This window comes from Sphingosinicella soli (assembly GCF_014199685.1).
Taxonomy (GTDB): domain Bacteria; phylum Pseudomonadota; class Alphaproteobacteria; order Sphingomonadales; family Sphingomonadaceae; genus Sphingosinicella; species Sphingosinicella soli.
On record NZ_JACHNZ010000018.1, the window covers coordinates 1 to 24653 of the forward strand.

Sequence of the window (24653 nt, forward strand, 5' to 3'; positions counted from 1 at the left end):
CTGCTCTTCCGTAAACCTCAGTCGCTTCATCGTCCGTCCTTCCATCAGGGCCGGACTCTAATCACGCGTGGAGGAAAATCAGGGGGTCACGTCAGTGAAGGGAGAGGCTGTTTCAGGATATAGCGTTCCCTATTTTTTACAGTCTGTATTCCTCTTGCAGAACTGGGGCTTCTCTGACGGTCTCCAATGGAACGTGCCGGCCTGGTCAATCTCTACCGAATTTTTTGCCTACCTGTGTTTCCCGCTGTTGGTTGCGCTGCTGAAAATCTGCAACTGGCCGACGTGGAGCCTCTGCATTTCCCTGGGTTTTATAACTTTGGGGCTGCACTGGTATTTTCGTTCGCTCGGATTCAATTTTGCCGGGGGTATTGAAAAAACGGGGCTGCTGAGATGCGTCGCCCAGTTTTTCATGGGCATGATTCTATGTGTCCTCTTTCTGAGGGACCACCGGGAAAACGTGTTGAAGATCGGCCTGCTGCTGATGGCGGCAGTGATTTTCATTTCCATGCGCATGATCGAAAAGCAGGCGCCGGTAATCCCTCTGATTTGGGTGACAATGATTCTCGGTTTCGCGCTTTGGCGCCGTGCCAACCCGCTTCTTGCGCGGCCGTTGGTGTGGCTGGGCGATGTCTCTTACGCCACGTATCTTTGCCACTACTTGGCATTCATTGTTTTCAAGCTGGTGTTCGTAGGCCCTGAACAGACGCCTCTATGGTTGATCCTGGGCTTTTATGGCGGCGTTCTCGTCGCGTCTCACCTGCTTTACAGATATGTTGAGAAGCCCTCTCAACGATGGTTGACGCGGCAGTATGGCGTGTCTCGTATGGTGCGGGCAGAATCGGCAAACGGCTGACAACGGAACTCAGTCTTGCCCCCCGCCGTCCTTCCCGTGCTTCATCAGGATCGGCGCCTGTGATGCCGCGAAGATCATCGAGATCACCAGCACGCCCCACACCTTGAAGGCGACCCACTGGTCGAACGTCAGCCAGGCGCGCAGGGCTTCGTTCAGCATTGCCATGGCGAGGAAGAAGATCGCCCAGTTGCGGGTGAGTTTCTTCCAGCCGTCGTCGTCCATTTCGGGAAAACCGCTTTCCATCACCAGCTTCAGCAGCGGCCGCCCCGTGATGAGGCCGAAGAACAGGATCGCAGCAAACATCGCGTAGATGATCGTCGTCTTGATCTGGAAGAAGCTCTCGTCGCGCAGATAGATGGTCATGCCGCCGAACACCGCGACGACGATACCGGTGAACCACTGCATGGGGGCGATGCGCCCGGTTTTCAGCTTCGAGACGATCATGGCGATGCCGGTGGCGATCATGAAGGCCGTCGTCGCCCACACCGCCTGGTTCACATCGTCGCCGGGCGCGAGGCTGTTCACCGCGAAGAACACGAGCAGTGGGCCGAAATCCAGCGCCATGCGAAGGCCTGAACCCTTTGTCTCAGGCTTCGGCGTCTTGTCTTCCGTTTCGGCCATTACCCGTCCTTTTTCGCTTCGATGCCCGCGAGCGCGCGGGAGAATTCGCCCGGATCGAACGGGCGCAGGTCGTCGATCCGCTCGCCCACGCCGATCGCGTGAACCGGCAGCCTGCCGCGCTCCGCCGCCGCGACGAGCACGCCGCCGCGCGCGGTGCCGTCCAGCTTGGTCATGACGAGCCCGGTGACGCCCGCCACTTCCTTGAACACGTCGATCTGGCTCAGCGCGTTCTGCCCCGTCGTGGCGTCGAGCACGAGCACGACGTCGTGCGGCGCCGATTCCATCTGGCGTTTCAGCACGCGCTTGATCTTGGCAAGCTCGTCCATCAGCCCGGCCTTGTTCTGCAGGCGTCCGGCGGTGTCGATGATGAGCACGTCGGCGCCTGCCGCGCGCGCCTTCGTCAGCGCCTCGAACGCCAGCGCGGCGGCGTCCCCGCCCACGGCGCCCGAAACGATCGGGATGTTCAGCCGCCCGCCCCAGATCGAAAGCTGCTCGATCGCGGCGGCGCGGAACGTGTCGCCCGCCGCCAGCATCACGGAATAGTCCTGCTCCTGAAACAGATGCGCGAGCTTGGCGATGGTGGTGGTCTTGCCCGATCCGTTGACGCCGACCACAAGGATCACGTGCGGGCGCGGGAAGGCGGTGACCTCGATGGGCTTCGCCACCTTCGTCAGCACCGCCTCGACCTCGGCGGCGACGGCGGCTTTCACGTCGTCGTCGGAAACCTGCCGGTCGAACTTGTCGGCGGAAAGTTTGGCGGTGATGCGCGCGGCGGTGGCGGGGCCGAGGTCGGAGGCGATCAGCGCCTCCTCGATCTCTTCCAGCATCGCCTCGTCGAGCGGGCGCCTGGAAACGAGCCCCGCGAGATTGTCGCCGAGCTTGCCCGATGTGCGCTGCAGCCCGGCGCGGAGCCGCGCGAGCCAGCCTTTCGGTTCTGCCTGTTCTTCGCTCACATCCTTGGTCACGCGCGCGTCGCTAGCAGCCGCGCGGCGTCCGCGCCAGTCACGCGTGCGCGCACGATGCTGCCCGGCGCGGCGGGCTGATCGAGCGCGGCGGGCGTGAAATCGGCGGCGTGGCCGCTCTGCCCGTCCTTCTCCACGAGCATGTCGATCGTGCGGCCTGCCTGCGCGGCGAGATGGGCGGCGAGCCTCTGCGCGGCGGCCTCGCGCAGCCGCGCGGCGCGGGCCTTGCGGAGGGGCATGGGAAGCTGCGGCATGCGCGCGGCGGGGGTGCCGGCGCGCGCGGAGTAGGGGAAGATGTGGCCGAACACGATGTCGCAGTCGGCGATCAGGCGCAGCGAGTTTTCGAACATGGCGTCGGTCTCGGTCGGGAATCCGGCGATGATGTCGGCGCCGACGGCGATCTCGGGCCGCTTCGCCTTCACGGCTTCCACGAAGCGCACGGCGTCGGCGCGGCTGTGGCGGCGCTTCATGCGTTTCAGGATCATGTCGTCGCCCGATTGCAGCGAAAGGTGCAGGTGCGGCATCACGCGCGCCTCACCCGTGATCGCTTCGATGAGCGCCGGGTCGGCCTCGATCGAATCGATCGACGACAGGCGCAGGCGCTGTAGCGCGGGCACATGGCGCAGGATGCGCTGCACGAGGCTGCCGAGCGTCGGGCTCCCCGGCAGGTCGGGGCCGTATGACGTCAGGTCGACGCCCGTCAGCACCACCTCCTGCGCGCCGCCGTCCACCAGCCGCTTGATCCGGTCGATCACGAGCCCGGCGGGCACGCTGCGCGAATTGCCGCGTGCGTAGGGGATGATGCAGAAGGTGCAGCGGTGGTCGCAGCCGTTCTGCACCTCCACGAAGGCGCGCGTGTTGGCGGCGAAGCCATCGAGCAGGTGCGGCGCCGTTTCGCGCACCGCCATGATATCGCCGACGCGCACGCGCCCATCCTTGTCACCGGCCGCGCCGAGCAGCGCCGCGGCGTCCAGCTTCTCGGCATTGCCGACGACGCGGGAAACCTCGGGCATCGCCGCGAAGCTCGCCGCTTCCACCTGCGCCGCGCAGCCTGTCACGATCACGCGCGCGTCGGGGCGCTCGCGCTTCAGGCGGCGGATCGTCTGCCGCGCCTGCCGCACCGCCTCGCCGGTCACGGCGCAGCTGTTGATGACGATGGTGTCCGCGTCCCCCGCGGCGGCGAGCGACTGGCGGATGATCTCGCCCTCATAGATATTCAGGCGGCAGCCGAAATTGATGACCTGGCGGTCGCTCAAGCGTAGGCCTCGAGGTCGATCTCGCCGGTGAAGGCGGTGGTTGCGGGGCCGGTCATCACGATGTGGTTGTCGTTGCGCCATGCGATCGAAAGGTCGCCGCCGGGCAGCGTCACCGTCACCGCGCGGTCCACCAGGCCCCGGCGCATCGCCGCGACGGCGGTGGCGCAGGCGCCGGTGCCGCAGGCGCGGGTCAGCCCGGCGCCGCGTTCCCACACCCGCAGGCGGATGTGCGCGCGCGAAACGATGCTTGCGACGTTCACATTGATCCGCGCGGGAAACAACGCGTCATGCTCGATGATCGGTCCCAGCCGGTCCAGCGCGACCGCATCGGTATCGGGCACGAAGAACACCGCATGCGGGTTGCCCACGTTCACCGCGACCGGGTTTTCGAGCGATTCCCAGCCCACCGGCATGTGCAGCGTGTCCATCGCGTAGGCGATCGGGATCTCGTCCCAGCCGAAGCGCGGCGCGCCCATGTCGATGCTGGCGCCGTCCGCCGTCGCCGTCCCCTCGATCACCCCGCCTGCGGTCTCGATGACGGCATTGGCGCCGATCACCTGCGCCACGCAGCGGGATGCGTTGCCGCACGCCTCCACCTCGCCGCCGTCCGCGTTCCAGATACGCATGCGCGCATCGGCGCGGTCGGACCCCTCGATGACGATCAGCTGGTCGCAGCCGACGCCGGTATGCCGGTTCGCGATCGCGCGCACCTGCGCCGCCGTCAGCGCCAGGGGCGCGCGGCGCGCATCGAACACGACGAAGTCGTTGCCGAGGCCGTGCATCTTGAGAAACGGGCGAGTCATCGCGCAGCATTTAGGGATTGCGCGCTCCCAAGTCCATGCGCGGGGCCCCGCGCATTGTCGGCGCATTGTCGGCGCGGCCGGGTTCAGGGTAAACGGGGGAGAATGAATCGTCGCTCCATTCTCCTGTGCGCCATTGTGTTGGCGGCGTGCAATGCGCCGCCGGCGCCCCCGCCGCCGCCCGGCGAGGACAGTTTTCCTTCCGTCGAGCGCCCCGTCGCCGAGATCGTCAGCGCGCAGTTTTCCGACGAGGAAAGTCGCGAGCAGGCCGGCGAAGCGCGCCGCGTGATGGATCTGATGGGTATTGCAGCGGGCGCCACGGTTGCGGATATCGGTGCGGGGCGCGGCTATTACACGGTCAACCTCTCGCGCCGCGTCGGCGCGGATGGCCGCATTTATGCCGAGGATATTTTCGCGAACACGGTGAACGACCTGCGCGGCCGCGTGCATGCGGAGGGGTTCAGCAACGTCTCGGTCGTGCTCGGCACGCCGGGGAATCCCAAGCTGCCGCCGCAAAGTCTCGATCGCGCGCTTCTCGTGCACATGTACCACGAGATCGAAAACCCTTACGAACTCCTCTGGAACCTGCGGACAAGCCTGAAACCCGGCGCGCTTCTGGGCATCGTGGATGCCGATCGGCCGACGCGGAACCACGGTACGCCGCCGTGGCTGCTGGAATGCGAGGTAACGGCGATCGGGTTCGAGCGGCAGGCGCTGCATGAACTCGACGGGAAATCCTATCTCGCGATCTACGCCGCGACGAAGCCCCGTCCGCGTCCCATCGATATCCAGCCCTGCCGGTCAGCGCCGTAGACGCGCGGGGCGTCTACGGCGCTTTTTAGACAGACTAGTTAGACGGGCCTAGAAGTGGAACACGACCGCCGCAGTCGGGCGGATGCTCTGGAACTCGTCGAACGTGTCGACGGCGAGGCGCAGGCGAACGCCGCTCTCACCCGTCACGCCGCCGAGCCCGATGTCCTTCGGGCCGACCTCGACACCGAAACCGTAGATTTCGTTGCGGTCGTCACCGATGTCGGTGTTGACCCACTGATAGCCGGCGCGGCCGAAGATCATGCCGCTTTCGCCGATGCGAAGGCCCAGATGGCCGGTGACGCCATATTCCCAGTCAATGTCGTTGAAACCCTTGGCGACATTGCCTTCGGCGCCGACGACGAACATGCCGAGCGGCACGTTCACGCCTGCGAAGCCGGTCACGAGGCCGCCCTTGGCGCTGCCCTGCGTTTGCAGCAGGCCTTTGTTGCCGGTGTCGAAATCATGCCAGCCGCCGCCGATGCCGATGTAGGGCTCGATGCCGAACGCGCGGCTGCCGTCGGGTGCCTCCTGGGCGTTTGCGGCGGCGAACGGAAGGGTGGCGGCGCAAAGCGCCGCGATCAGGGTGAGTTTCATGGAAAATACCTCTTACGCTTGGGACGTGCGATGGGGTCGCACGCCGGGCTTGAACACGCGTCGCCGGACGAAAATGCCCCTAAGCCTGACCGGCGACAGTGGCATCAACAGGCGGGCGCGGCTCGGGTTGCACGCGCGGTTTCGATTGCCGCCACTGGTGTTGCCAAGCAGCAACAGGCCCCGCGCGCGCATTGACATCAGCGTGCCCCGCCCCTAGGGGAGCCGAGCTTTTCTTTGAAAGCGAGAGTACGAGACGCGTCCACGGATGCACGCCGGTCAGCGAAGATTCGCCCGCCGGCGCGTTTTGCGTTGGGGTGTTTCGCGAAAAGGATGTGAATGTTCGAAAGCCTTTCAGAGCGTCTTGGCAGCGTCTTCGAGCGCCTGCGCGGCCGCGGCGCGCTGAGCGAGATCGACGTGCGCGCAGCGATGCGCGAGGTGCGAGTCGCGCTTCTGGAAGCCGACGTCGCGCTGCCCGTCGCCAAGAGCTTTATCGACAAGGTCACCGAACGCGCGGTCGGCGCCGAGGTCACGCGGTCGGTCACGCCGGGCCAGCAGGTCGTCAAGATCGTCCACGACGAGCTTGCCGCCATGCTCGGCGGCGATGCCGAAGGGCTCGAACTCGATGTGACGCCGCCTGCGGTCATCATGATGGTCGGCCTCCAGGGGTCGGGCAAGACGACGACGACCGCGAAGATCGCCAAGCGCCTGAAGGAAAGGGACCGGAAGAAGGTTCTGATGGCGTCGCTCGACGTCAACCGTCCCGCCGCTCAGGAACAGCTCCGCATTCTCGGCGAGCAGACCGAGGTGACGACGCTGCCGGTCATCGCCGGCCAGCAGCCGGTCGATATCGCCCGCCGCGCCATGCAGGCCGCGAAACTTCAGGGCTTCGACGTGCTGATGCTCGATACGGCGGGGCGTCTTCACGTCGATGCCGCGCTGATGGCGGAGATGCAGAGCGTTGCGGGCGTCGCGACGCCGCAGGAAATCCTGCTCGTTGTCGACGCGCTCACCGGCCAGGACGCGGTGAACGTCGCTGAAAACTTCTCGAAACAGGTCGATCTCACCGGCGTCGTGCTCACCCGCATGGACGGCGACGCGCGCGGCGGCGCCGCGCTTTCAATGCGGCATGTCACCGGCAAGCCGATCAAGTTCGTCGGCATCGGCGAAAAGCTCGATGCGCTCGATGTGTTCGATCCGCAGCGCGTCGCGGGTCGCATTCTCGGCATGGGCGACGTCGTCAGCCTGGTCGAGAAGGCCGCCGCGACGATCGAGCACGAAGACGCCGAGCGCATGGCGGCGAAGCTCGCCAAGGGTCAGTTCGACATGAACGACCTGCGCTCCCAGCTTCAGCAGATGAAGAAGATGGGCGGCATGGCCGGCCTCATCGGCATGCTGCCCGGCATGGGCAAGCTCGCCGCGCAGGCCGAAAAGGCCGGCGCCGACGACAGGCTGCTCGGCCGCATGGAGGCGGTGATCCTGTCCATGACGCCCAAGGAGCGCGGCAAGCCCGAACTTTTGAACGCGAAGCGCAAGATCCGCATCGCGAACGGCGCGGGGACGACGGTGCAGGAGGTGAACAAGCTCCTGAAGATGCACCAGGAAATGTCCACGGCGATGAAGAAGATCCGGAAGATGGGCGGCATGAAGGGGCTTGCCGGTCTTATGGGGAAAATGGGCGGGGGCATCCCCGGCCTTGGTGGTCTCGGAGGATTGGGCGGGGGCGGCATGCCGCAGCTTCCGCCCGGCTTCGACAAGTTCAAACGATAATCTCAATTCAAGCAAGGAAACGAAAACATGGCTATTTCCATCCGTCTCGCGCGCGGCGGCGCCAAGAAGCGCCCCGTTTACCGCATCGTCGTCGCCGATTCGCGCAATCCGCGTGACGGCAAGTATCTGGAGCGCCTCGGCACCTACAATCCGCTGCTGCCGAAGGATTCGGGCGAGCGCGTGAAGCTGGATGCCGAGCGCGCTGCGCATTGGCTGAGCGTCGGCGCGCAGCCCTCCGACCGCGTTGCCCGCTTCCTTGATGCGGCCGGTCTGATGAAGCGCGCCGCGAAGAACAACCCGAAGAAAGCCGAGCCGGGCGAGAAGGCCAAGGAACGCGCCGAGGAGCGTGCAACGAAGGCCGCCGAAGCCGAAGCCGCCGCGAATGCGCCCGCCGAAGAAGCGCCTGCTGAGGAAGCGCCTGCTGAAGAAGCCCCCGTCGAGGCCGCTCCCGCCGAAGTCGCCGCCGAAGCCCCGGCTGAAGCTCCGGCCGAAGCGGCTGCCGAGGACGCCGCGCCTGTGGCCGACGAAGCCCAGAAGGCCGAGTAAGACATGTCCACCCGCCGGGTCACGCTTGCGGCCGTCATCGGCGCGCACGGCGTGATCGGCGAGGTGCGATTGAAGCTCTTCACCGAGAGTTTCGAGAGTTTCCGCGCGTTCAAATCCTATCAGGGCGACGACCGGACACTGACGCTCAAGTCGGCGAAGCAAACGCCCAAGGGCGTCATCGCCCGTTTCGCGGAAGTCAACGATCGCAACGCCGCCGAGGCGCTGCGCGGCACCGAACTCACCATTGATCGCGATGCCCTGCCGCCGCCCGCCGAGGGGGAGGTCTATGTCGCCGACCTGATCGGCCTTGCGGTCGTCACCACCGAAGGCGCGCCGGTCGGCGTCGTCGTCGCGGTCGAAAACTTCGGCGCCGGCGACATTCTCGAAATCGAACAGCCCGGCGGCAAGCGCTTCATGGTGCCGTTCAACGCCGAAGCGGTGCCCGACGTGGCTGACAGCGTCATCCTTGATCCGGCCTATCTGCCGTAGTATATACATGGCGTATATACGGAGCATGTGATGGGCAAGGAATACAGGGCGAAGGTCTTCAAGTCGGGCAACTCGGTGGCGCTGCGCCTGCCGAAGGAACTCGGCCTGAAGGACGGCGACGTGATGGTGCTGCGCGAGGAGCAGGGCCATTTCGAATTCGAACCCGCACCGGCCAAGGCGGACAGGATCGATGTCAGCGGCTTCTGGGGCTCGATGCCCGGGCTTAAGCCGCTGTCGCCGGAAGACCGGCTGATCGAGCCGCGCGAACTCGATTGGGAAGGAAAGTTGCTCAAGCGTGGTTGAGCCTGCCTTCCTGCTCGATTCCAATACCTGTATCTATGTTCTCGAAGGCCTTTCATCGGTGCTTCGAGACCGGATCGAGGCGCGTAGCCCGGGTGAGATCGTCACGTCGGCCATCGTTTACGCGGAAGTCATGCGCGGGATCGATCCCGCGAACGATGTCGCGGTTGCAAAAGCAATGCTGCTGTTCGAAGCCTTTCCCGCCTTGCCGTTCGATGCCGAGGCTGCACGCGCTTACGCTCAGGTGCCGTTTCGGCGGGGGAAGTTCGATCGCTTGATCGGCGCCCATGCCTTGGCTGTGGGGCTCACCGTCGTCACCAGCAACGGCGCCGATTTCGCCGATATCCCCGGCCTCAAGGTCGAGAACTGGACGCTATGACCTTCGCCGCCGCCGTCCTCACGCTCTACCCGGAGATGTTCCCCGGCCCGCTCGGTCACAGCCTTGCGGGCCGCGCGCTCGGGGACGGGCTGTGGTCGCTGGAAACCGTGCAGATTCGCGACTTCGCGACCGACAGGCACCGCTCGGTCGATGACACGCCCGCGGGAGGCGGTGCGGGCATGGTGATGCGCGCGGACGTGTTGGCGCGCGCGGTCGATGACGTCCTGTCGCGCCGGCCGGACGCGCCGATGCTTGCGATGACGCCGCGCGGGGCGCCGCTCACCCAGGCCCGTGTCCGCGCGCTCGCGGCCGGTCCGGGGGTCTCGATCCTCTGCGGCCGGTTCGAAGGCATCGACGAGCGCCTGTTCGAGGCGCGGCCGATCGAACAGGTCTCGATCGGGGACTATGTGCTTTCCGGCGGGGAAATGGCGGCATTGACGCTTCTGGACGCTTGCATTCGCCTCGTTCCCGGCGTAATGGGCGCCGCTTCGAGCGGGAACGAGGAGAGCTTCGAAAGCGGCCTCCTGGAATACCCGCAATATACCCGGCCCAATGATTGGGAAGGGCGCACGATCCCCGAAGTGCTGCGATCGGGGGATCATGCGCGGATCGGGGCCTGGCGCCAGCGTCAGGCGGAGACCGATACACGGCTAAGGCGGTCGGACCTGTGGGAGCGCTATGGTAGCGCTCGGGTCGGCGAGCCCTCTGGCGCGCGGCGTGAGAACAAGGACGAATGAGATGAACCTCATCCAGCAGCTCGAAGCCGAGCAGATCGAAAAGCTTGCCGCAGGCAAGACCATTCCGGAATTCCGCCCGGGCGACACGCTTCGTGTCGGCGTGCGCGTCGTCGAAGGCGAGCGCACCCGCATCCAGAACTTCGAAGGCGTCTGCATCGCCCGCTCGAACAAGGGCGTCAGCTCCAATTTCACCGTGCGCAAGGTGAGCTTCGGCGAGGGCGTCGAGCGCGTCTTCCCGATCTATTCGCCGAACGTCGATTCGATCGAGGTCGTGCGTCGCGGTATCGTCCGCCGCGCGAAGCTCTATTACCTGCGCGGCCGCAGCGGTAAGTCGGCGCGTATCGCCGAGCGTCGCGACACCCGCGAAACCGCGTAAGCGCACTGTATTCAGGAACGGCCGTCCCGGGAGACCGGGACGGCCGTTCGCGTTTCGATGCCGTTGCGCTTTCGGCGATCATCGCCTAACTCCGCGCGCATGGCACAGAACCCGCGCACGCTTTACGACAAGATCTGGGATGCCCATGTTGTTGCGGAGCGCGACGACGGCACGGCACTCCTGTTCATCGATCGCCACCTTATCCACGAGGTGACGACGCCGCAGGCTTTCGAAGGGCTGCGCACGGCGGGACGCCGGCTGCGGCGGCCGGACCTGACGCTCGCGGTGCCGGATCACAACGTGCCCACCAATCATCGCTTCGAGCCGATCACCGATCCCGAAAGCGCCGCGCAGCTTGATGCGCTCACGCGGAACTGCGCCGACTTCGGCGTCGAGCTGATCGAGATGAACGACGCGCGCCAGGGCATCGTGCACGTGATCGGGCCGGAGCAAGGCTTCACGCTGCCCGGCACCACGGTCGTCTGCGGCGACAGCCACACGGCGACGCACGGCGCGTTCGGCGCGCTCGCCTTCGGCATCGGCACGTCGGAGATCGAGCATGTGTTCGCGACGCAGACACTGCTCTTGCGCCGCGCGAAGACCATGGAAGTCCGGGTCGAAGGCAGCCTCGGCCACGGCGTGACCCCGAAAGACGTCACGCTCGCGGTGATCGGCGAGACCGGCACGGGCGGCGGCACCGGCCACGTCATCGAATATCGCGGGCCGGTGATCGAGGCGATGTCGGTCGAAGGCCGCATGACCGTGTGCAACATGGCGATCGAAGGCGGCGCGCGCGCCGGCCTGATCGCGCCCGACGAGAAGACCTTCGCCTATTTCAAGGATCGCCCGCGCAGCCCGAAGGGCGCGAACTGGGAGAAGGCGGTCGCCTACTGGCGCACGCTCGTTTCCGATCCCGGCGCGCGCTTCGACAAGACCGTGATCATCGACGGCTCGAAGATCGCACCGCTCGTCACCTGGGGCACCAGCCCGGAGGATGTCGTGCCGATCACCGGCGTCGTGCCCGCACCCGCGAGCTTCGCGGATCCCGGCAAGCAGGATGCCGCGCAGAAAAGCCTCGATTATATGGGCCTCGTGCCGGGAACGCGGCTTGAGGACGTCGAGGTGCAGAACATCTTCATCGGCAGTTGCACCAACAGCCGCATCGAAGACCTGCGCGCCGCCGCCGCCGTCGCGAAGGGCCGCCATGTCGCGGGCCATATCAGGCAGGCGCTGGTGGTGCCGGGCTCGGGTCTCGTCAAGCGGCAGGCCGAAGCCGAAGGGCTCGACCGCATCTTCATCGAGGCGGGCTTCGACTGGCGCGAGCCGGGCTGCTCGATGTGCCTGGGCATGAACCCGGACAAGGTGCCGCCGGGCGAGCGCTGCGCATCGACCTCCAACCGCAACTTCGTCGGTCGGCAGGGGCCGGGCGCGCGCACGCATCTGATGTCCCCCGCGATGGCCGCCGCCGCCGCCGTCACCGGCCGTCTCACCGACGTGCGCCAGCTGATGGGAGCCGCCTGATGGATGCGTTCAAGACCCTCACCGGCATCGCCGTGCCGTTCGGCGCGAAGAACGTCGACACCGATGTCATCATCCCGGCGCGCTTCCTCAAGACCATCCAGCGCGCGGGCCTTGGCAGCGGCGCCTTTGCGGTGATCCGCGAAAACCCCGACAACATCTTCGATCAGCCGCGGCACAAGGGCGCGCCCGTGCTCATCGCGGGCGACAATTTCGGCTGCGGTTCCAGCCGCGAGCATGCGCCGTGGGCACTCACCGACATGGGCTTCCGCGCCGTGATCGCGCCGTCGTTCGCGGACATCTTCTCGGGCAACGCCTTCAAGAACGGCATGCTGCTGGTGGCGCTGCCGCAGGAGCAGGTCGACCGGCTGATGGAGGTCGCGCAGACCGACGAGATCACCATCGACCTTGAAAACCAGGTGGTGACGACCCCCTATCAGGACCGCTTCGCCTTCGAGATCGATCCGTTCCGCAAGCACTGCCTGCTGAACGGCCTCGACGAGATCGGCCTGACGCAGGCGATGGACAAGGACATCGGGGCGTTCGAGGCAAAGCTCGCCGCCGACCAGCCGTGGATCGCCGGCGCCGCCAAGGCTGCCTGAAACAGCGCACGAAAAAGGATAGAGCCCGATGACGAAATCCCTGCTTCTGCTTCCCGGCGATGGTATCGGGCCGGAGGTGATCGGGGAGGTGAAGCGCCTGATCGGGGCGCTTGCGCTCGACATCGCGGTTGAAGAGGCGCTGTTCGGCGGCGCCGCCATCGATGCCACCGGCCTGCCGATCACCGACGAGACCGTGGCGCGCGCGTGCAGTTCCGATGCCGTGCTGATGGGCGCTGTCGGCGGCCCGAAGTGGGCGGGGCAGGCTTATGACAGGCGGCCCGAGGCGGGGCTGCTGCGCCTGCGCTCCGAAATGGGCGTCTACGCCAACCTGCGTCCGGCGCGCTGCTTCGCGGCGCTTGCCGATTCGTCCAGCCTGAAGCGCGAGTTCGTCGAAGGGCTCGACATATTGTTCGTGCGCGAACTCGTCGGCGGGGTCTATTTCGGCACGCCGCGTGGCATCGAGGATATCGGCGGCGGCGAGCGGCGCGGCGTCAATACGCAGGTCTACACCTCGTCGGAAATCCGCCGCGTGGCGCGCACGGCCTTCGAGCTTGCGCGCGGACGCTCCAACCGCGTCTGCTCGGCCGAAAAGTCGAACGTCATGGAATCGGGCCTGCTCTGGAAGGAGGAGGTGACCGCGCTCCACAAGGCGGAATACGCCGACGTGGAACTCACCCACATGCTCGCCGACAACATGGCGATGCAGCTTGTGAAAAACCCCAAGCAGTTCGACGTGATCGTCACCGACAATCTGTTCGGCGATCTGCTTTCGGACGAGGCGGCGATGCTCACCGGCTCGCTCGGCATGCTGCCGTCGGCGGCGATCGGCGAGGCCGGGAAGCCCGGCCTCTACGAGCCGATCCACGGCTCCGCGCCCGACATCGCGGGGCAGGGCCTCGCGAACCCGTGCGCGGCGATCCTCAGCTTCGCGATGGCGCTGCGTTTCAGCCTGGGGGAAACCGCTGCGGCCGACCGCGTGGAGGCAGCCGTCGACAAGGCGCTGACGGGCGGCGCGTGCACCCGCGACATCGGCGGCACGCTCTCGACAGAAGAGATGGGCACCGCGATAATCGCGGCATTATGATACCCGCCCGTCACCTTCCCGAACCCCCTCGCCCGCCGTGGCGCGATGTGCTGGACCGGGTCTTCGCCCAGTTCCTCACGGGGCTGCTGTTCCTGCTGCCTTTCATCCTCACATTGATGATCCTCGATTGGCTGGTGCGGCAGGTCGCGGGGCTCTTCGGGGCCGATACGCTGCTCGGGTCGGCGCTGACGAGCGGCGGCGCGTTCATCTTCGGCGACGGTCTCATCGGCTTCTGGCTGCTGCTCATCTTCGTCGTCATTGGCATCTGGGCGGTCGGCTTCGCGTTTCAGGACCGGGCGCGGCGCGGCATCGAGCGGCGCCTTGATGCGATTATCGAACGCATACCCGTGCTGCGCGACGTGTACCGGCCCGTTTCGAAACTGGTCCGCATGCTCGGCACGAAGAACGAGAATGATCTTGCGGCGATGCGCGTCGTCGCCTGCCGTTTCGGGGAACGCGGCGCGGACGTGCTGGCGCTGCTCGCCTCGCCCGAGGTGATGATCGTGGGCGGCGAAGAGCGCATGCTCGTCTACCTGCCCTCGGCGCCGCTGCCGATGACCGGCGGGCTCGTGCTCGTGCCGCCGTCCTCGGTGGTCGAGGTCGCCGGCGTGACGGTCGACGACCTGCTCAAATGCTATATTTCGCTCGGCATGCTCGCGCCCGATGCGCTGCGCGGCAAGCCCGCGCCGCTCCCCGGACTGTAGCAAACGCCTTGCAAGCGTCCGCCCGGGCGCGCAGAAGGCGGCTTCATTTTCAGGCAGGATACGCATGATGGGGTACAGGGTTGCCGTTGTGGGCGCGACCGGGAACGTCGGTCGCGAGATGCTGAACATTCTCGCCGAGCGTAAATTTCCGTTCGACGAGATCGCCGCGCTCGCCAGTTCGCGCTCCACAGGGGACATGATCGCGCTGGGCGACACCGACCGCGAACTCAAGGTCCGCAACCTCGAACATTTCGATTTCACGGGCTGGGACATCGCGCTGTTCGCCGCCGGGTCGGGGCCGACCAAGATTTACGCGCCCAAGGCCGCCGCCGCCGGGTGTGTCGTCATCGACAACAGCTCGCTCTACCGCATGGAGCCGGACGTGCCGCTCATCGTGCCCGAGGTGAACCCGGACGCGATCGACGGATACACGAAGCGCAACATCATCGCGAACCCGAACTGCTCGACCGCGCAGATGGTCGTCGCGCTCAAGCCGCTCCACGATGCGGCCACGATCAAGCGCGTTGTCGTCTCGACCTACCAGTCGGTGTCGGGCGCGGGCAAGGAAGGCATGGACGAGCTTTTCGAGCAGACCCGCGCCATCTTCGTGAACGATCCCAAGGAAAGCCGGAGGTTCACCAAGCAGATCGCCTTCAACGTCATTCCGCACATCGACGCCTTCATGGAGGACGGCTCCACGAAGGAGGAGTGGAAGATGGTCGTGGAGACGAACAAGATCCTCGATCCCGATATCCGCGTGACCGCGACCTGCGTGCGCGTGCCGGTGTTCGTCGGTCATTCCGAATCGATCAACATCGAATTCGAAAGGCCGCTTTCGGTCGAGCAAGCGCACGAGATCCTGCGCGAGGCGCCGGGCATCATGCTCGTCGACAAGCGCGAGGACGGCGGCTACGTCACGCCCGTCGAGTGCGCCGGAGAATTCGCGACGTTCATCAGCCGCGTCCGCAAGGATCCCACGGTGAAGCACGGCCTCAACCTCTGGTGCGTCAGCGACAATCTGCGCAAGGGCGCGGCGCTCAATGCCGTGCAGATCGCCGAGCTGCTCGGCCGCCGGCATCTCAGGAAGGCGTGATGCGTTAGCGGCCCTCTGCGGGACGCTTCAACAGCAGCACCAGCGGGATCGACAGCAGCGTCACGATCATCAGCAGATAGAAATCGTTGATGTAGCCGATCATCGTGGCCTGCCGCGTAATCTCCGCGTCGATCATCGAAAACAGGTTTGAACCGACGCCGCCGGCACTTTCGACAAGATGCGGGTTGAGCGGCGCCAGCGACGTTTCGGTAATGCTTGCCCCGATCAGTTCATGGCTCGTCTGCACGGTCCGCGCGAGCTGGGCCGTCACGATCGAGATGCCCACCGAGGCACCGACATTGCGCATCAGGTAAAGCATGCTGGACGCGTCCGTGCGGTAGCGCGGCGGCAGCGTTGCAAACGCCGCGAGGTTGATCGAAGAGAAGATGAAGCCGAGGCCGAGGCCCTGCAGCACGCCGCTCCAGACCACCGGATTCCAGTCCATGTCGAGCGACCAGCGTGTCATCCACCACAGCGACGCTGCGGCAAGGGCCATGCCGCCCGCGATCAGGATGCGGGGATCGACGCGCCCGGCGAGCTGCCCGGCGATGGCCATGCTGATGAGAACGCCGATGCCGCGCGGGGCCAGCATCAGCCCGGTGTCGAAGACCGGATAGCCGTAAACCGCCTGCAGCATCGGCGGCAGCAGCGCCATCGTCGCCATCATGAGCACGCCGATGTTGGCCATGAACACCAGGCCGATCAGGAAATTCCGGTTGGTCAGCATCTCGCGTTCGAACATCGGCCGGCGTCCGGTGGCCATGTGGACGAGGAACAGCCAGATGCCCACGATCGCGATGCCGAGCGTAATGCGGATTTCCCAGGATTGCAGCCAATCCTCCTGCTGGCCGCGGTCGAGCATCAGTTGCAGCGCGGCGAGGCCGATCGCCAGCATCGAGAAGCCGAACAGGTCGAACGACCGCCGCCGCACCGGGCGTGACGGCAGCAGCGCGATCAGGATCGCGAGCGTGGCGATGCCGATCGGCACGTTGATGTAGAAAATCCAGCGCCAGCTGTAGTTGTCGGTGAGCCAGCCGCCGAGGATCGGCCCCATGATCGGGCCGACCATGATGCCCATGCCCCATATCGCCATCGCCTTGGCGTGCTGCTCGCGCGGCGTGATGTCGAGCATCACGGTCTGCGACAGCGGCCCGACGAACGCGGCGGATGCGCCTTGCAGAACGCGGAACAGCACCATCTCGGGAAGATTGACGGCGATCCCGCAGAGCATCGAGGTGATGATGAACCCCGCAACCGAGGCGATGAAGAGCCTGCGCGATCCGAAACGGTCCGAAAGCCAGCCGGTCAGCGGCATCGCGATGGCGGTGGCGAGGATGTAGCTCGTCAGCACCCAGGAAACGCTGTCGAAGGTGGCGCCGAGCGAAGCCTGCATGTGCGGCAGCGCGACGTTGGCGATTGTCGAATCGAGCACCTGCATGATCATCGCCAGCATGACGCCGACGATCAGCAGCGCTTTGTTGCGGACTTCGACGACGGGCTGGCCGTGTGCCTCCTGGCCGTGTCCTTCTGCGGCGCTAGCGGGCATCGGCGTTGGCGTCGGCGCGGACGTCGATCTTCACCTCGGCGCTCAGGCCCGCGATCAGGGGCCGATCGCTTTTCGAATCGATCGCGATGCGCACCGGCACGCGCTGCGTGACCTTCACCCAGTTGCCGTTGGCGTTCTGCGCGGGCAGCAGCGCGAACTCGCTGCCGGTGCCCGCACCGATGCTTTCGACATGGCCGCTCAGCGCCTTGCCGTAGGCGTCGATCGTCACCGTCGTCTTCTGGCCGGGGAGCACCTTGCGGAGCTGGGTTTCCTTGAAATTCGCCTCGATCCACGAATGGCCGTCGGCGACAAGGCTGAGCGTGGGCAGCCCGGCAGGCAGCATCGCGCCGACCTGCAGCCGCTCGGTCTGGCTGATGACGCCGCTCGCGGGCGCGCGGACCTCCGTGCGCGAAAGGTTGAGCACGGCCTCTTCGCGCGCTGCGAGCGCGGCTTCGACCGTGGCGGGCCGATCGGAAACCGCGCCGCCGCTGCCGAGCGCGACGCGCGCCTTGCGCGCTTCGGATGTGGCGGTGTTCATCTGCTCGCGGGTCTTGGCGAGCGCGAGCTGCGCCGCCTGATAGCGCGCCCGCGTCGTGAAGCCCCGGTCCAGCAGTTCCGATTGCCGATCGAATTCAGCCTTCGCGAACGCGATCTCGTCGCGCGCGGCGGCGATATCGACGTCGGCGACAGACACCTCGGCGCCAAGCCCGTCGACTTCGACACGCGCCTTCGCCAGCGCCGCATCCGCCTGGCGCAGCGCGATGCGGTAGGGATCGGGATCGATGCGGAACAGCAGCTGGCCTTCGCGGACGCGCACGTTCTCGCGGACCGCCACCTCGATCACGCGCCCGCCGACTTCGGGGGCGATGGAAACCTTGTCCTGCCGGACGTACGCGTTGTCCGTCGCTTCGTAGGCCTGCCCGGCAATATAGAGCCACACGCCGCCGGCAATCAGCAGCAGCGGCACGGACAGCATCAGGAGCGGGCGCAGCCAGCGCGGCAGGCGGGAGCGCGACAGCGCCGTGTCGTCGTTCACCTCGAATCCCAGATCAGCCATTGATGGCCTCCTGTTCGTTACGCCGTGAAAGATTGGAGCGCATGCGGCTCAGATAGTCCGCGAATGCGGCCTGCTCCTCTGCGGAGAAGCCTTCCAGCGCGTCTTCGATCAACCGGTCGGCCAGTGGCAGCAGTTCCTCCAGCAATGTCTGGGAACGGGGCGTCAGAAACAGGCACCACGCGCGGCGATCCTGCGGGTTGGCGCGGCGTTCCACAAAGCCTGCCTCCTGCAGCCGGTCGACCATGCGGCCGACGGTGATCGCCTCGACTTCGAGCCGTTCAGCGAGGTCGCCCTGGTTGATGCCTTCGCACCGTTTCAGGATGGTGAGCACACGCCACTGCGGGCGGGTGATGCTCATCGGGCGCACGCGCGCGTCGAATTCGCGCCGCAGAAGGCGGGCGCTGTCCGTAAGGAGAAAGCCGAGGGGTTCGCTCATAAGCGTACACATAATAGCCATGCTTACTATATGCAATGACAGGATGGCGCGCGGTGGCGGGTGGTGTAGTTTGTCGCACATGCCGACACTTTCCGCCGACGTCTTCTGGTCGTTCCGTTCGCCCTATTCGTATCTGGCGACGCGCCGCTACCGCGCGTTGACGCAGGAATACGACCTCACCATCACGCTGCGCCCGGTCTATCCGCTCGCGATCCGCCGGCCGGATTTCTTCGAAACGAACCACCCGAACTGGCTGGGCTACACGATGCGGGATTTCGTGCGCGTGGCGCAGTACCTCGGCATCCCCGTCGCGCCGCCACGGCCGGACCCGATCGCGCAGAACATGCTCACGCGCCAGATCGCCGCCGATCAGCCCTACATCTTCCGCCTGACGCGGCTGGGGCAGGCGGCGGCGCGGCGCGGCGCGGGGCTCGCATTCGCCGACGAGGTGTCGCGGCTCATCTGGGGCGGCACGGAAAACTGGCACGAAGGCGACCATCTGGCCGGGGCTGCAGCGCGCGCCGGGCTCGATTTCGCGCAGATCGAGGCCGAGGCTGCGACCGATGCCGAAGCGCTCGACGCCGAGATCGCCGCCAATCAGCAGGCCTTGGAAAAGGCCGGGCACTGGGGCGTGCCGACGCTGGTGTTCGACGGGGAACCGTTCTTCGGTCAGGATCGTATCGACCTCGCCGTCTGGCGCATGAAGCAGGCGGGGCTGGAATCGCGATGACCAAGGTGACCGGCGGCTGCCAGTGCGGCCGCATCCGCTATGAGGCGGAGATCGAAAACTACGAGGCCTATCTCTGCCATTGCCGCTACTGCCAGCGCGCGACGGGGGGCGTTTCGATCGCGTTCAAGAACGTGGCGAAGGCGGCGGTGCGCTGGAGCCGGGAGCCGGACTGGTATGCGTCCTCGCCGATCGCGAAGCGGCCGTTTTGCGCGCACTGCGGCACACCGCTCGGCTTCGCGTTCCCGGACGGCGAAAACATGGACCTCACCGTGGGTTCGTTCGACGACCCCGCGCCGTTTTTTCCGACCTCCAATTTCGGCATCGAGAGCCGCCATGATGCGTGGAGCGACACGTCCGCTCTTCCCGGCGCGCGCGCCGATGCGTACGAGGCGCTGAACAGAAGGTGGAAGGAAGCGGGTGTCTCTCCAGACGCGTGACAGGGATTTCGAAGCGCCCGACGGCGCGCGCATCGCATGGACGGAAGCCGGGCCTGAAGACGGACGCCCGCTCGTGCTGCTCCACGGCCTGTTCTCGAACGCCCACATCAACTGGGTGAAGTTCGGCACGGCGGCGCGGATCGCCGAAGCGGGCCTGCGCCTCATCATGCCGGATTTTCGCGCGCACGGGAAAAGCGCCGGGCCGACGGATGCGGCATCCTATCCGCCCGATGTGCTGGCGGGCGACGTGCTTGCGCTGATCGATCATCTGGGCCTTACCGACTATGATCTCGGCGGCTATTCGCTCGGCGGGCGGCAGACGCTGCGCGCGGTGATCCGGGGGGCAACGCCGCGCCGCATCGCCGTGATCGGCATGGGGCTCGGCGCGGTCGTGAAGGTCGCGCCCAGCACGAACTGGTTCATCGACACGGTTCGCAACGCCGATGCGCACGCGCGCGGCAGCGATGCGTATTTCGCGATCCAGTTCATGCGGACCAATGCGATCGATCCGCAGGCCGCGATCCATCTGCTGAACGCGCAGGTCGATTCCGCGCGCGCGGACATCGCGGCGATCACGCTGCCCGCGCTCGTGCTGTGCGGCGCGGAGGATCATTACAACGCAGAGGCGCACGCGCTCTCCGAAGTGCTGCCGAACGCGACGTGGCAGGAAATTCCGGGCACGCACATGTCGAGCGTCACGCGCCCCGAACTCGGTTCGTCGCTGGCCGCGTTCTTCACCGCTTGACGCTCTGCCGCGCGGTTCTACCCTGATCCGATAACGGTTCAGGGGAGAGTCCGACCATGAAAAGCCTGACATCCGCGCTTGCGCTTGCCGCGATGCTGCTCGCGACCGGCGCGTCGCCCGCGCCGACGGCATCTGACGCCGAAACCTTCGTCGCGAAGGCCGAACAGGAGCTGGAAGAACTCGTCATCTTCGCCGCGCGCGCCGCGTGGGTGAACGCGACCTATATCACCGACGACACCGACATTCTCGCCGCGCGCACCGGCGCCGCCTATACCGAGGCGGCAGTGCGCTACGCGTCTGAAGCCGCGAAATATGCGTCGCTGCCCGGTCTTTCTTCCAGCACGAAGCGCAAGCTCGACATGCTGCGGCAGGGCCTGGTCGCCCCTGCGCCGAACACGCCGGGCGCGGCGGACAGGCTTGCGACGCTGCTCACCGGGCTGCAATCGGCCTACGGCAAGGGCAAGGGCACCTGGAAAGGCGAGGTGAAGAGCGGCAACGACCTTGAAGCGCTGATGGGCACCGAGCGCGATCCCGAAGTGCTGAAGGAAATGTGGGTGTCCTGGCACAAGGTCGGCGTACCGATGCGCAGCGACTATACGCAGTTCGTCGGCATCTCGAACGCGGGCTCGAGGGAACTGGGCTACGCCGATACCGGGGCGCAGTGGCGCGCGGGCTACGACATGGACCCCGATGCGTTCGCGAACCTCACCGACGATAGCTGGAAACAGGTGAAGCCGCTTTACGATCAGCTGCACTGCTACACGCGCACGAAGCTCAACGAAAAATACGGCGACGCCGTGCAGCCGAAGACCGGCCCGATCCGCGCCGACCTGCTTGGCAACATGTGGGCGCAGGCGTGGGGGAACATCTACGACATCGTCGCGCCGCAGGGGGCGGGCGATGTCGGCTATGATCTGACCGCGCTGCTTGTTTCAAAGGGCAACACGCCCGAGACGATCGTGAAGACGGGCGAGGCGTTCTTCTCCTCGCTCGGCTTCGCGCCGCTGCCGCAGACGTTCTGGGACCGCTCGATGATAACGGCCCCCCGCGACCGCGAGGTGGTCTGTCACGCAAGCGCCTGGAACATCGACAACAAGGACGACGTCCGCATCAAAATGTGCACCAAGGTGAACGGCGACGACTTCGTCACCGTCCACCACGAACTCGGGCATAATTATTACCAGCGCGCCTACAACCAGCAGCCCTATCTTTACATGAACAGCGCGAACGACGGCTTCCACGAGGCGGTCGGCGATTTCGTCGCACTCTCGGTCACGCCCGACTACTTGGTAAAGATCGGCCTGCTCGACGCCAAAGCGGTCCCGAGCGCGGACAAGGACATCGGCCTGCTGCTCAAGCAGGCGCTCGACAAGGTGGCGTTCCTGCCTTTCGGGCTCCTTGTCGACAAGTGGCGCTGGGGCGTTTTCTCCGGGCAGATCACCCCGAACACCTACAACGCGGCGTGGAACGACCTGCGCCTCCAGTATCAGGGCATCGTGCCGCCGGTGCCGCGCAGCGAGGCGGATTTCGATCCGGGCGCCAAGTTCCACGTTCCCGGCAACACGCCCTACACACGCTATTTCCTCGCGCGCCTTCTGCAGTTCCAGTTCCATCAGGCGGCGTGCAAGCAGGCGGGCTGGAAGGGGCCGCTGCACCGCTGCTCCATCTACGGCGACAAGAAGGTCGGCGAAAATCTGAACGCCATGCTGGCGATGGGCGCGTCCAAGCCATGGCCCGATGCGCTGGAGGCGTTCACGGGCTCGCGGCAAATGGACGGCAAGGCGATGATCTCCTATTTCCAACCGCTGATGACGTGGCTCGAAACGCAGAACAAGGGCAAGACCTGCGGCTGGTGAGGTTTCCCGCGACCTGTAGGGCGCAGCTCTCCCTTACGCTTCGACTGCTTGTTTGAAGCGTGCGAGCCGGGCGGTTGCCGCTGCGGCGTGAGGCCCGATCCAGCGATCGTGAATGTCCTGGATTGGTATGGCGTTCAGATGGTTCCAGCGCTCTCGCCCGCGGCGTTCGGCGATGATGAGGTCGGCCTCTTCCAGAACCTTCAAATGCTGCATCACCGTGCAGCGGTCGAGATCGGGGAAATGTCCGCATAGCACGCCCGTTGTCAGCGGCTGGTCCTTCAGGTCATCGAGAATCTGGCGACGAACCGAAGACGCCAGCGCCTTGAAAATCAGGTCGTGCTTTTCGTGAATTGACATGTTATAAATTTATAACATATTTGGGCGCCATTCAACAGGAGACTGTCAATGGATCTGAAGTTCAGGGTGGCGGCGCGAATCGCGAAGCCGGTTCACGATGTGTTCGAAGCGGTGGTCGATCCAGCGCAACTTTCGGAATATTTCACCACAGGCGGTGCGAAGGGGCGTCTCGAGACAGGCGCCACGGTGACCTGGGATTTTCACGATTTCCCCGGCGCCTTTCCTGTCCACGTCATCGAAGTTGTGCCCGATACGCGCGTCGTTCTGGAATGGCAGGCAACCGAGGGGGAGGCGCCGAACGTTGACGGCGGCGCGATCGCCGAGGTCGATTACCGAACGCGCGTGACGATGAGTTTCCAGGCGCTCGACGATGGACGCACGCTTGTCGAAATCGCCGAAGAAGGCTGGCGCGAAAATCAGGGCGCACTCAGCGCCAGCTACGGCAACTGCCAGGGTTGGTCGCAGATGCTCTGCGCGCTCAAGATATGGATCGAGCACGGCATCAATCTGCGCGCGGACATGTATCGGTAAGGCTGGACTCCGTACGGACTTTACCGAAACGCCGGTTCGTCGAAGGCGCGCAGCTTGCGGCTGTGGAGGCGTGAGCCTGCGGCGCGGAGCTGGTCGCAGGCGGCGATGCCGATGCGGATGTGCTCGCGGATGGCGCGCTCGTAGAAGCGGTTCGCCTGTCCCGGCAGCTTCAGCTCGCCGTGCAGCGGCTTGTCGGACACGCAGAGCAGCGTGCCGTAGGGCACGCGGAAGCGGTAGCCCTGCGCCGCGATGGTCGCCGATTCCATGTCGATCGCGACCGCGCGCGACTGCGAGAAGCGCAGCGCGGAGAGTGAATAGCGCAGCTCCCAGTTGCGGTCGTCGGTGGTGACGACGGTACCGGTGCGCAGGCGCCGTTTCAGCGCGTCGGCGCTTTCGCCGGTAACGTCGAGCGCCGCCTGCTGGAGCGCCTGCTGCACCTCCGCGATGGCGGGGATGGGGATTTCGGGCGGCAGCACGGCATCGAGCACATGATCGTCGCGGAGATAGGCGTGCGCGAGCACATAGTCGCCGATCGTCTGCGTTGGGCGCAGGCCGCCGCAGTGGCCGATCATCAGCCACGCCTCGGGGCGCAGCACGGCGAGATGATCGGTGATCGTCTTGGCGTTCGACGGGCCGACGCCGATGTTGACGAGGCTGATGCCGGTGCCGTCCTCGGTCATCAGGTGCCACGCGGGCATCTGGTGGCGACGCCATGCGGCGTCCGAGGCCATGCGTTCCGGGTCGGCGTCGCCTGCTGTCATCACCACGCCGCCCGCGCCTGACAGTGCAATATAGCGGCTGTCGCCCTTCAATTGCTCGCACGCCCAGCGCACGAACTCGTCGACGTAGCGGTGATAATTGGTGAACAGCACGTAACGCTGAACGTGCTCGGGCGGCGTGCCCGTGTAGTGGCGGAGCCGCGCGAGACTGAAATCGGTGCGCAGCGCATCGAACAGCGCAAGCGGCCGCGCCGGGCTGAGCGCCGGGTTCCAGAGACCGTCCGCCACCTCGTCGCCGATGTGCGCAAGCTCGGTGGCCGGGAACCAGCGCGCCAGCTCCTCGGCGCGCACCTCGCCGAGTTCGAGCCCGCCGGTGTCGAGCACATACGGGAACGGAATTTCCTGATGGCCGGGCGCGGCGTCGAACGTCACGCCGTAGTCACGCGCGAGAAGGCTGATCTGTTCGACGAGATAGTCGCGGAACAGCGCGGGGCGTGTGATGCTGGTGGCGTAGGTGCCCGGCGCGGTGAGCCGCCCCCAGGCCTGGGATGCCGGGCGGGCGGCGCGCTCCCCGCTGTAGCTGAGGCGCAGCTCCGGATAGGCGAAGGCGCCCGCCCCGCGTGCCGCCGGGTCCGGGCGCGTGCCGTCTGCGATATAGGCTTGCAGGGCCGTCCGCAGCCGTTCGCGCGACGCCTCGTAGAGACGATCGAGGTCCGCGACGACGGCTGCGGCGTCCTGCATTCGT

29 protein-coding genes are annotated in these 24653 nt (G+C 65.9%); 19 read left to right on the plus strand and 10 right to left on the minus strand.

The genetic code is table 11. The features are described from left to right. Positions 1 to 94 precede the first annotated feature (94 nt). Positions 95 to 853 carry an acyltransferase family protein gene (locus GGQ98_RS08840; RefSeq protein ID WP_184068208.1) on the plus strand — a complete coding sequence of 253 codons (759 nt, stop codon included), beginning with the start codon at positions 95 to 97 and terminating at the stop codon, positions 851 to 853. Positions 854 to 862: 9 nt separating this feature from the next. Here GGQ98_RS08840 and ispZ read toward each other — a convergent pair whose 3' ends face one another. From ispZ to dapF, 4 genes are read right to left on the minus strand one after another with little or no spacing between them, the layout of a single operon-like run. Further along, complete coding sequence (gene ispZ, locus GGQ98_RS08845) at positions 863 to 1474, minus strand: septation protein IspZ (RefSeq protein WP_243451788.1); 612 nt, start codon at positions 1472 to 1474, stop codon at positions 863 to 865. Beyond that, positions 1474 to 2439, minus strand: a complete 966-nt coding sequence (ftsY, locus tag GGQ98_RS08850; protein ID WP_341534167.1) for a signal recognition particle-docking protein FtsY — start codon at positions 2437 to 2439, stop codon at positions 1474 to 1476. Before ftsY ends, ispZ begins: the two co-directional genes overlap by 1 nt. Further along, the gene (mtaB, locus tag GGQ98_RS08855) at positions 2436 to 3692 is read right to left on the minus strand and encodes a tRNA (N(6)-L-threonylcarbamoyladenosine(37)-C(2))-methylthiotransferase MtaB (RefSeq protein ID WP_184068211.1); all 1257 of its coding nucleotides are present in this window, start codon (positions 3690 to 3692) and stop codon (positions 2436 to 2438) included. The genes ftsY and mtaB overlap by 4 nt, the downstream gene beginning before the upstream one ends. After that, the gene (gene dapF, locus GGQ98_RS08860) at positions 3689 to 4495 is read right to left on the minus strand and encodes a diaminopimelate epimerase (RefSeq protein ID WP_184068214.1); all 807 of its coding nucleotides are present in this window, start codon (positions 4493 to 4495) and stop codon (positions 3689 to 3691) included. Before dapF ends, mtaB begins: the two co-directional genes overlap by 4 nt. A gap of 102 nt (positions 4496 to 4597) precedes the next feature. Between dapF and GGQ98_RS08865 the strand changes: the two genes are divergently transcribed. After that, a complete protein-coding gene (locus tag GGQ98_RS08865) occupies positions 4598 to 5305 on the plus strand; it encodes a class I SAM-dependent methyltransferase (RefSeq protein ID WP_184068217.1) in 708 nt (235 codons plus the stop codon). 48 nt (positions 5306 to 5353) lie between these two features. On the opposite strand, the gene GGQ98_RS08870 is transcribed toward GGQ98_RS08865, so the two are convergent. Beyond that, positions 5354 to 5899, minus strand: a complete 546-nt coding sequence (locus GGQ98_RS08870; RefSeq protein WP_184068220.1) for an opacity protein — start codon at positions 5897 to 5899, stop codon at positions 5354 to 5356. Between the two features lie 336 nt (positions 5900 to 6235). Here GGQ98_RS08870 and ffh point away from each other — a divergent pair, with 336 nt between their 5' ends. The 12 genes from ffh (at position 6236) to GGQ98_RS08930 (ending at position 15494) form a co-directional block, all read left to right on the plus strand. Next, complete coding sequence (gene ffh, locus GGQ98_RS08875) at positions 6236 to 7666, plus strand: signal recognition particle protein (protein WP_184068223.1); 1431 nt, start codon at positions 6236 to 6238, stop codon at positions 7664 to 7666. Positions 7667 to 7693: 27 nt separating this feature from the next. Beyond that, on the plus strand, positions 7694 to 8212 hold the full coding sequence (gene rpsP / locus GGQ98_RS08880) for a 30S ribosomal protein S16 (RefSeq protein WP_184068226.1): 519 nt from the start codon (positions 7694 to 7696) through the stop codon (positions 8210 to 8212). Positions 8213 to 8215: 3 nt separating this feature from the next. Continuing rightward, entirely contained in the window at positions 8216 to 8701 is a 486-nt protein-coding gene (gene rimM / locus GGQ98_RS08885; protein WP_184068229.1) for a ribosome maturation factor RimM, read from the plus strand. Positions 8702 to 8731: 30 nt separating this feature from the next. Then, complete coding sequence (locus GGQ98_RS08890) at positions 8732 to 9004, plus strand: AbrB/MazE/SpoVT family DNA-binding domain-containing protein (RefSeq protein WP_184068232.1); 273 nt, start codon at positions 8732 to 8734, stop codon at positions 9002 to 9004. Next, on the plus strand, positions 8997 to 9380 hold the full coding sequence (locus tag GGQ98_RS08895; protein WP_184068235.1) for a PIN domain-containing protein: 384 nt from the start codon (positions 8997 to 8999) through the stop codon (positions 9378 to 9380). The genes GGQ98_RS08890 and GGQ98_RS08895 overlap by 8 nt, the downstream gene beginning before the upstream one ends. After that, on the plus strand, positions 9377 to 10117 hold the full coding sequence (trmD, locus tag GGQ98_RS08900) for a tRNA (guanosine(37)-N1)-methyltransferase TrmD (protein ID WP_184068237.1): 741 nt from the start codon (positions 9377 to 9379) through the stop codon (positions 10115 to 10117). Before GGQ98_RS08895 ends, trmD begins: the two co-directional genes overlap by 4 nt. A gap of 1 nt (position 10118) precedes the next feature. After that, positions 10119 to 10493: a 50S ribosomal protein L19 gene (gene rplS / locus GGQ98_RS08905; protein ID WP_184068240.1), complete on the plus strand. Its 375-nt coding sequence runs from the start codon at positions 10119 to 10121 to the stop codon at positions 10491 to 10493. 99 nt (positions 10494 to 10592) lie between these two features. Continuing rightward, complete coding sequence (leuC, locus tag GGQ98_RS08910; protein WP_184068243.1) at positions 10593 to 12014, plus strand: 3-isopropylmalate dehydratase large subunit; 1422 nt, start codon at positions 10593 to 10595, stop codon at positions 12012 to 12014. Beyond that, a complete protein-coding gene (gene leuD / locus GGQ98_RS08915) occupies positions 12014 to 12613 on the plus strand; it encodes a 3-isopropylmalate dehydratase small subunit (RefSeq protein ID WP_184068247.1) in 600 nt (199 codons plus the stop codon). The genes leuC and leuD overlap by 1 nt, the downstream gene beginning before the upstream one ends. 28 nt (positions 12614 to 12641) lie before the next feature. After that, complete coding sequence (gene leuB, locus GGQ98_RS08920; protein WP_184068250.1) at positions 12642 to 13697, plus strand: 3-isopropylmalate dehydrogenase; 1056 nt, start codon at positions 12642 to 12644, stop codon at positions 13695 to 13697. Continuing rightward, on the plus strand, positions 13694 to 14401 hold the full coding sequence (locus GGQ98_RS08925; RefSeq protein WP_184068253.1) for a DUF502 domain-containing protein: 708 nt from the start codon (positions 13694 to 13696) through the stop codon (positions 14399 to 14401). Before leuB ends, GGQ98_RS08925 begins: the two co-directional genes overlap by 4 nt. Before the next feature lie 67 nt (positions 14402 to 14468). Then, positions 14469 to 15494 (plus strand): aspartate-semialdehyde dehydrogenase, encoded by a 1026-nt coding sequence (locus tag GGQ98_RS08930; protein WP_184068256.1) that lies wholly within the window; start codon positions 14469 to 14471, stop codon positions 15492 to 15494. A 4-nt stretch (positions 15495 to 15498) separates the two neighbouring features. Here the strand turns inward: GGQ98_RS08930 and GGQ98_RS08935 are convergent, their stop codons facing one another. The 3 genes from GGQ98_RS08935 to GGQ98_RS08945 are packed head-to-tail and all read right to left on the minus strand — an operon-like array spanning position 15499 to position 18533. After that, positions 15499 to 17040 carry a DHA2 family efflux MFS transporter permease subunit gene (locus GGQ98_RS08935; protein WP_184068259.1) on the minus strand — a complete coding sequence of 514 codons (1542 nt, stop codon included), beginning with the start codon at positions 17038 to 17040 and terminating at the stop codon, positions 15499 to 15501. Continuing rightward, complete coding sequence (locus GGQ98_RS08940) at positions 17030 to 18097, minus strand: HlyD family secretion protein (protein WP_184068262.1); 1068 nt, start codon at positions 18095 to 18097, stop codon at positions 17030 to 17032. The genes GGQ98_RS08935 and GGQ98_RS08940 overlap by 11 nt, the downstream gene beginning before the upstream one ends. After that, positions 18090 to 18533, minus strand: a complete 444-nt coding sequence (locus GGQ98_RS08945) for a MarR family winged helix-turn-helix transcriptional regulator (RefSeq protein ID WP_184068265.1) — start codon at positions 18531 to 18533, stop codon at positions 18090 to 18092. The genes GGQ98_RS08940 and GGQ98_RS08945 overlap by 8 nt, the downstream gene beginning before the upstream one ends. A gap of 79 nt (positions 18534 to 18612) precedes the next feature. On the opposite strand from GGQ98_RS08945, the gene GGQ98_RS08950 reads away from it, so the two are divergent. From GGQ98_RS08950 to GGQ98_RS08965, 4 genes are read left to right on the plus strand one after another with little or no spacing between them, the layout of a single operon-like run. Next, positions 18613 to 19263: a 2-hydroxychromene-2-carboxylate isomerase gene (locus GGQ98_RS08950; protein WP_184068268.1), complete on the plus strand. Its 651-nt coding sequence runs from the start codon at positions 18613 to 18615 to the stop codon at positions 19261 to 19263. Beyond that, a complete protein-coding gene (locus tag GGQ98_RS08955) occupies positions 19260 to 19700 on the plus strand; it encodes a GFA family protein (protein ID WP_184068271.1) in 441 nt (146 codons plus the stop codon). Before GGQ98_RS08950 ends, GGQ98_RS08955 begins: the two co-directional genes overlap by 4 nt. Continuing rightward, a complete protein-coding gene (locus tag GGQ98_RS08960) occupies positions 19681 to 20445 on the plus strand; it encodes an alpha/beta fold hydrolase (RefSeq protein ID WP_341534168.1) in 765 nt (254 codons plus the stop codon). Before GGQ98_RS08955 ends, GGQ98_RS08960 begins: the two co-directional genes overlap by 20 nt. A gap of 56 nt (positions 20446 to 20501) precedes the next feature. Further along, positions 20502 to 22301 (plus strand): M2 family metallopeptidase, encoded by a 1800-nt coding sequence (locus tag GGQ98_RS08965; RefSeq protein WP_184068274.1) that lies wholly within the window; start codon positions 20502 to 20504, stop codon positions 22299 to 22301. Between the two features lie 33 nt (positions 22302 to 22334). Here the strand turns inward: GGQ98_RS08965 and GGQ98_RS08970 are convergent, their stop codons facing one another. After that, positions 22335 to 22658, minus strand: coding sequence for an ArsR/SmtB family transcription factor (locus GGQ98_RS08970; protein WP_184068277.1), 324 nt, complete (start codon positions 22656 to 22658; stop codon positions 22335 to 22337). A gap of 48 nt (positions 22659 to 22706) precedes the next feature. Between GGQ98_RS08970 and GGQ98_RS08975 the strand changes: the two genes are divergently transcribed. Further along, on the plus strand, positions 22707 to 23189 hold the full coding sequence (locus tag GGQ98_RS08975; protein WP_184068280.1) for an SRPBCC family protein: 483 nt from the start codon (positions 22707 to 22709) through the stop codon (positions 23187 to 23189). A 20-nt stretch (positions 23190 to 23209) separates the two neighbouring features. Here GGQ98_RS08975 and GGQ98_RS08980 read toward each other — a convergent pair whose 3' ends face one another. After that, positions 23210 to 24649 carry an AMP nucleosidase gene (locus GGQ98_RS08980; RefSeq protein ID WP_243451789.1) on the minus strand — a complete coding sequence of 480 codons (1440 nt, stop codon included), beginning with the start codon at positions 24647 to 24649 and terminating at the stop codon, positions 23210 to 23212. Between the last annotated feature and the right edge of the window lie 4 nt (positions 24650 to 24653).